The following is a 7,403-nucleotide window of genomic DNA, read 5'->3' as shown; positions in this document are numbered from 1 at the left end:
TCAGGACTGTTGAGGTCCATCCGACATGTCGGACATCCCCTGCTGAGTTCGGAGGTATGTATGCTATACAATTTTGAAACTATTCAGATGCGACTTACGGATTATGTCTATGTGCCAGACAGTAAGTTCAAATTAACGAATACTGCCTTTTCCTCCGTGGAAGCTGGTCTTGCTCAAAAGTCGCGGCAGTATTGGGCTGATAAGACCGTCGCCAATGAGGTGAAGCTGGAAGGATTGGATTTTGATTTGTCTGCTTTTGACGGTGAAAACAGTACAACCCGCGAGATGATGGCGCTCAGCGTTGCCTTGTCTGAACTAGGCGTTATTGATGAGGATGTGTGCAGTATTATAGGTGCAATGAACTGTGAGTTTAATTCATCGGGTAATCAAATTAATTTTGGCAAAAAAATTGACGCTTTCGCTTACTTACGGTTCGTTCTTGAGGATACTAAAAAGTACATTGAAGAGGGGCATGGTTTTGCCAAGCAAGTGCTAGTGAGCATGGATACTGCACTGGTGGTTATGCTGGCCATCAAAGAAAGGGCCGAAGCAGCCAAGGTGAAGTCACTAATTGATACAAGAGCATAAGGTCTCTCGAAAAATAATTAACTTGAGCCGCTGCAAAACAGCAGCGGCCCAAGTTTACCCTTTCAGGTGCGTGTCAGAGCGGCACGGAGAATGTGCCACCGCCGTACACAGTCGATGTTTGTTTGCGCGTATTATCAATAACTAGACGATAGGTTCCCGAGCCATATTGCGAAGCGGGGCTCATGACCGCGCCACTGCGGTCCGTCCATGCGCCACCCTGCAGTTGCTGGACCTTTACAGACACCAACCCCAGCTGAAACTTGTGATAAGTAGTCGCACATTTCGCTGTGTAGGGTCCGTAGACAACTGTCACCTGCCCCGCTGGTGCAGTCCCTCCAGAAATACTGCCACTGTTGATAAAGCAAATTTTATTCAACGGTGTCGTCCAGCCCTGAGGCTCAGCCATCGCATTTCCGCTCAACTGCGCCATCCCCAGCGCCAGTACCAGTGCAGCAATTTTCTTATTCATGATGAAGCTCCTGTGATCTATTAAAGTGTCAAGGCACACGCCTTGTCCAATGTCGGGTCAACGCTTGTTGACTTCCGACTTGGTAAATACAGTTCAATCACAGTTGCTCGTAGTCCTGCAGCCGAGAATGGTGTAAGAAATTTCCGTGCACAACATTCTAGGAAAAAACCTGTGGGAATCTTCTTTTGGTTTCGCAGGGATGTTCTGAGCGTGAGGGTCAATAAAATCCGGACAAAAAAAAGCCGCTGTATTAACAGCGGCTAAAATAAGACGTAGACCAGGAGCTTCAAAATCAACGTCGGTTAACCAGGGGAGGAAAACACTTACACATGAACTGGCGTTTTTAATCATTCTGGCCGGTTGCTGTGAGAGCCCGACAAGAATAAAGAAATCAGCGCGAATGAAATAGAGCGATTTGCGACATGCACTGTTACGTTCACGGCAACAACCAGCATTTTCAGCTGGGAAACCGTTCGTGAGCTGCAATGGCGGCCGAGGAGGCGCCAGAAGTTCAATCCAACCCCGTAATCATCGGTCATCCATGCCGTCGATGACGCCGCCCAGAGCCGGGCCAGATGGGGGATTCACTCCTTCGAGGTACAGATTAAATACCTCCTTTGTGCGCTTATCGCTCCTGATGGCTCTAGGTAGGGTATCTTCCTCTGCAATCAACCGGGGAAGACGCATGACAACAACAATAATGCGCGCCATCTTCAAGCCAAAGGCGCTGGCGATTGCCGTCGCATTGGGCTGTACAGCACAGGCGCAGGCCGTTTCATTCAACATCGGCGAAATCGAAGGGCAATTCGATTCTTCGCTGTCCTTGGGCGCCAGTTTTGCGTTGCGAAATGCGAATGAGGGTTTGGTCGGCACCGTGAATGGTGGTAGAGGCCAGGCATCAACGGGGGACGATAACCGCTTGAACTTCAAGAAGGGCGATGCCTTCTCGGAGATCTTCAAGGGCGTGCATGACCTGCAACTGAAGTGGGGCGACAGCGGGATATTCGTTCGCGGCAAGTACTGGTATGACTTTGCTCTCGAAAACAGCAGCCAGGATTTCAAGCAGGTCAGCAATGACGGGCGTAAAGAAGCCGCCAAATCGTCGGGCTACCAATTGCTGGATGCCTTCGTTTATCACAACTACACCATCGCCGATCAACCCGGCACCGTGCGCGCGGGTAATCAGGTGGTTAGTTGGGGTGAGAGTACATTTATTGGCAACTCGATTAACTCGATCAACCCTATCGACGTTTCTGCGTTCCGCCGCCCTGGCGCGGAGCTCAAAGAGGGCCTGATACCGGTTCCCATGGTCTTCGCTTCCCAAAGTTTGACCGACAAGCTGAGTGTTGAAGGTTTTTATCAAGTGCGCTGGCAAGAGACGGTGGTCGATAACTGCGGCACTTTCTTCGGTAACGACGTCGTTGCAGAGGGCTGTAACAACAACTACACCGTGGGCAGCCCGGCCATCGCGCCATTACAGCCGATTGCCGCTGCGTATGGTCAAGGCTTCCAGACTACATCTGAAGGCGTGGTCGTTCCTCGGGGCAGCAGCCGCGATCCGAGTAACAACGGGCAATTCGGTGGCGCATTGCGCTGGTTGGGTGACGCTACGGAGTACGGTCTGTATTTCGAAAACCTGCACAGTCGTACGCCGGTCTTGAGTACTAAAACCGCTGGTTTGGCGACGTTGAGTGCTATCCCAAGCATTGCTGCTACCGCCGGCGGACTGGCAGGCGCTACCGCTGCCGCTGGTTTGGCGCAGAGCACCATGCTCGGTAACGGTCAGTACTACCTTGAGTACCCGGAAAACGTGCGTTTGTTCGGTGCCAGTTTTGCCACCACCTTGCCTGAGGGTACTGCCTGGAACGGTGAAATCAGCTATCGGCCAAATGCACCAGTACAACTCAACACCACTGACCTGACCCTGGCGCTGATTAACCCAATCGCAGGCGGCGCAGCATCACCGATTGCTACCTCGCCCGGTGCCGACAACCAAGGCTATCGGCGCAAAGAGATCACCCAGATCCAATCGACCCTGACGCACTTTTTCGATCAAGTGCTGGGCGCTGAGCGTCTGACCGTGGTCGGCGAAGCCGCTGTCGTGCACGTCGGCGGTCTAGAGTCCACGGATGAGCTTCGTTATGGCCGAGATTCGGTCTATGGCGCTTATGGTTTCAACGGCGATACCAAGGGTTTTGTGACGGCGACTGCATGGGGTTATCGCGCACGGGCAATTCTCGACTACGCCAACGTCTTTGCCGGCGTGAACCTAAAGCCAAGCCTGTCCTGGTCCCATGACGTAAACGGTTATGGCCCCAACGGTCTATTCAACAAAGGCGCCAAAGCGGTCAGCCTCGGCGTTGATGCCGACTACCGCAACACGTACACCGCGAGCCTGAACTACACCGACTTCTTTGGTGGTGACTACAACACTTTGATCGATCGCGACTTCGTTTCGCTGAGCGTCGGCGTGAACTTCTGATCGGTTTAACAAGGACATGACTATGCGCAAGATATTCCTGCAATGCGGCGTCCTGGCGTTAAGCCTGTTGGCCGCCAACGTAATGGCCGCGGTGTCGGCGGAAGAAGCCGCCAAACTGGGCAAAAGTCTGACCCCCGTAGGCGCGGAAATGGCCGGTAACGCTGCCGGAACCATTCCAGCCTACACTGGCGGTTTGCCCGTCAACGCCGGTACAGTAGATGACAAAGGCTTTCTGTCCGACCCGTTCGCCAATGAGAAACCGCTGTTCGTCATCACTGCCGCCAACGTAGCCCAGTACAAAGACAAGCTCTCCGATGGTCAGCAAGCGATGTTCCAGCGTTATCCCGACACGTATAGGATTCCGGTCTATACGACGCACCGCACGTTCGCGTTGCCGCAACGGATCTATGACCTGGCAAAGAAAAGCGCCACCACGGTAACCACGATCAACGACGGTAATGGCTTGGCCAACTTTTCCGAGAGTCGCTATTACGCGTTCCCGATTCCGAAAACCGCCAACGAAGTGCTGTGGAACCACATCACCCGCTACCACGGTGGCAACGTACACCGCACCATCACTCAGGTGACCCCGCAAACTAACGGTGCGTTTGACTCAGTGACGTTCGAAGAGGATATCGGAGCGCCAGAAGACATCCCGGATATAGACAAAGAAGCCAGTGCCAATATCCTGACCTACTTCAAACAAGAAGTGACCAAGCCTGCACGATTGGCGGGCAACGTATTACTGGTTCACGAAACACTCGATCAAGTGAAAGAGCCACGCGAAGCCTGGATCTACAACGCTGGTCAACGTCGTGTGCGCCGTGCACCGCAAGTGGCGTATGACGGGCCGGGTACTGCGGCTGATGGCTTGCGTACATCGGACAACTTCGACATGTTTTCTGGCGCACCTGATCGCTACGACTGGCAACTGGTCGGCAAGAAAGAAATGTACATTCCCTACAATAGCTACAAACTGGATCAGCCGACCCTCAAGTACAGCGACGTGATCCAGGCCGGGCACATCAACCAAGACCTGACTCGCTACGAGTTGCACCGGGTCTGGGAAGTCATCGGTACCTTGAAGTCCGGTCAGCGCCATATTTATGCCAAGCGTCACATGTACATCGACGAGGACAGCTGGCAAGTCGCGCTGGTCGATCACTACGATGGTCGTGGCGCACTGTGGCGTGTCGCCGAAGGTCATGCGGAGTATCACTACGCCCGCCAAGCCGCCGCGTATACGCTTGAGGCCCTGTATGACCTGAACGCCGGTCGTTACATCGCCTTGGGCATGAAGAACGAGGAGAAACACGGCTACCAGTTCGATCAGAAATTCCACGTTTCCGACTTTACCCCCAACGCATTGCGTAACGCAGGTATCCGCTAACCCTCTAAAGCGCTAGTTCGGTAAACCTGAAGCCACTTACAGCAATGTAAGTGGCTTTTTTTATGTAGGATGATCACTGAGCCGAATATTCCTACATCCATCGCTGGCGAACGGCATAGTGTGGGCGCGTAAGGTGATAATAATAAAAGGGACGCTCCCATGACTGCCTTTACCGTTCATTCGGGCCGTCCGGACTACAGGCCGCGACTGTCGCCGCAACACATGTCGCGTGAGCGGTTAACCGTACCGTGTTTGACCTCCAGCGCCCGAGTGAAACTACTGTGTGCGCCAGCGGGAAGCGGCAAAAGCGCCTTGCTCGGCGAATGTATTGGTCATGCGCCGGTAGATTGCCGGATCACGTGGCTGCCTATGGGCGGTGAAGCGCAGACGCCAACCGATTTTTGTGTCCAGCTTGCTAACGCTTTGGGCCTTCCCAGCAGCGATGAAGCCAGTTTGTTGCATCATTTGGTGCAGTGGCAATCGCCATGCTGGATCGTGTTGGACGACTATTGCCGCATGCCTGCGCCTGAACTGGACCAGTGCCTCGATCGTTTTCTAACCATTAGCAGCCCATCTGTGACCTGGTGGATAGCTGCGCGTCGGCGACCGATGTGCAACTGGCCACGGTTGCTGCTGAGCGGTGAATTGTTTGAGCGCGACGGCCCGGCGCTGGCGTTCAATCTTGCTGAAGTTGAGCAATTATTGATCAGTGAGCCTGCCGAGTGGCCCTTAGATGCAGGCGCCGCGATAGTGGCGGAAAGTGCCGGTTGGTGCGTTGGCGTTCGAGTCGCCTTGCTGAATCCGGCTGAGTGGATTGCGCCTGAAAACACCACACGGCCGCCGCGCAAGCAACACTGTTCCCAAACGCTATTTGAATACCTTGAGCATGAGCTGTTCGCCGGGCTTGATCCGGAACTGGCAGAAGCCTGGCGAGTATTGGCTCATTTACCGCGCTTTAATTCGAGTCTGTGTGAACACTTGTTCGGCGCAGGCGAAGGCGGGAAATGGCTGAAGACTTTGCAAGATATCGGCGGGTTTATTGAGCCGTGGGAGCACGATAACGAGTGGCTTCAAGTCTTTCCTCCGCTGGCTCGATGCCTGCGCGATGAGGGTTGGCCCGAGCGGCGCTCTTGGCACCGTCGTGCCTGCCAGTGGTTCAGTGCTGAGGGTGATTGGCAGTCTGCAGTGGAGCATGCCGTGCAGGCCGAGCACTATGAAGTTGCGGTCAGCCTTCTGCAGCATTACGATTTTTCCTACCTGCTACAGGGCCAGAATATTGCGCTGTTGCTCGATCTGTACGAGCGTTTTGCTGACTTGATGCGCGGTACGCCGCACCTCATCCGACTGACCAGTTCTGCGCTCATCTACACCGGTCGTTTCGACCTGGCTGCTGCTTGCCTGGAGCATCTCGGACGCTTCTTGCCCCAACCCTGCGCGGTGCAACAACGCGACTTCATCGCCGCCTGGCAGACACAACAGGGTTGGCTGCAGCACCTGTGGGGCAATGCTGAAGGTGCGATGGGACATTTTCACGATGCGTGTGCTCACCTGGCCCATGACGCGTGGTCTTGTCGAGTGCTGTGTCTCTCCGGAATGACCCAACAAGCACTGCTTAACGGTGAGTTCGACGAGGCCTTGGTGCACAACCGCGCGGCGCTGTGTCTGGCACGAGGTGAAGGGTCCTTGCTGTTTGAGGCGTTATTGGAACTGGATCACGCACAATTGCTGGAACAGCGTGGCGCATTGCAACGCAGTGAAAGCACGCTGCAAAAAGTACACGAGTTACTGCTATCCCAGCATGCAGTTGCAGGTCCGCTGTTGGGCCGAATTTCGTTGCGTCGTGGTCGTCTGGCCTTGCGTCAGGGGCTGGATCAGTGCGCACGAAGGCATTTCCAGACTGGGCTAGAACAATGCCTGCGCAGTAAAGACAAGTTAGCGCTGTTTGGTTTCTTGGGTTTGGCGATACTGGAGGCTAATCAGGCGGACTATGCCCGGGCCTTTGTCTGGTTGCGTGATGCAGAGCGGGTGATGCAGCAAAATCATGTGCCGGATTACTGCTGGAGAGGGGTGTTACTGCAAGTCAGTAGTCACTTCTGGCTGCAACAAGGTCGTCCGGGGTTAGTCCGGGAAGCCTTGGTCAAAGTATTGCTTTACATGCGCAGTGCGCCAGCGAAACATGCGCCCCCGGCAACCCTGGAATTGATCCCGCATATTGAATACTTATTGGTATTGGCGGAAGTCTATTTAAACCAGGCTGAGCAGCCGATGCAGCGATTGCAAGCGCTGCAACGTCAGGCTAATCAGCAAGGTATGCACAGCCTCGAAACCGAGCTCTATCTGGCAATGGCTGAAGTGGCCTTTTTGCAGAGTGACAACCGAACGGCCAACGCCTGTCTGGACGAAGGACTGACGCTGATCGGCCGTTTCAATCTGCAGCAACCATTGCGCGAGCTAAGGCTTCGCCAGCCATCAAT

The 7,403-nt window shown here is 54.3% G+C and carries 5 protein-coding genes; 4 read left to right on the top strand and 1 reads right to left on the bottom strand.

The window, feature by feature from the left end:
* Positions 1-588 (top strand): hypothetical protein (locus M0974_RS23885; RefSeq protein WP_297842761.1); only part of this gene is annotated, 588 nt, incomplete at its 5' end.
* Positions 589-661: 73 nt separating this feature from the next.
* On the opposite strand, the gene M0974_RS23880 is transcribed toward M0974_RS23885, so the two are convergent.
* Positions 662-1,057, bottom strand: a complete 396-nt coding sequence (locus tag M0974_RS23880) for a hypothetical protein (RefSeq protein WP_297842759.1) — start codon at positions 1,055-1,057, stop codon at positions 662-664.
* Positions 1,058-1,742: 685 nt separating this feature from the next.
* On the opposite strand from M0974_RS23880, the gene M0974_RS23875 reads away from it, so the two are divergent.
* From M0974_RS23875 to M0974_RS23865, 3 genes are all read left to right on the top strand, one after another.
* Positions 1,743-3,539, top strand: coding sequence for a DUF1302 domain-containing protein (locus tag M0974_RS23875; protein ID WP_297842756.1), 1,797 nt, complete (start codon positions 1,743-1,745; stop codon positions 3,537-3,539).
* A 22-nt stretch (positions 3,540-3,561) separates the two neighbouring features.
* Positions 3,562-4,929 (top strand): DUF1329 domain-containing protein, encoded by a 1,368-nt coding sequence (locus M0974_RS23870; protein WP_297842753.1) that lies wholly within the window; start codon positions 3,562-3,564, stop codon positions 4,927-4,929.
* Positions 4,930-5,088: 159 nt separating this feature from the next.
* A partial coding sequence (locus tag M0974_RS23865; RefSeq protein ID WP_297842751.1) for a helix-turn-helix transcriptional regulator occupies positions 5,089-7,403 on the top strand: 2,315 nt, incomplete at its 3' end.

Source organism: Pseudomonas sp. (genome assembly GCF_026224925.1).
GTDB lineage: Bacteria > Pseudomonadota > Gammaproteobacteria > Pseudomonadales > Pseudomonadaceae > Aquipseudomonas.
This window is presented reverse-complemented; position numbering and strand designations above follow the sequence as displayed.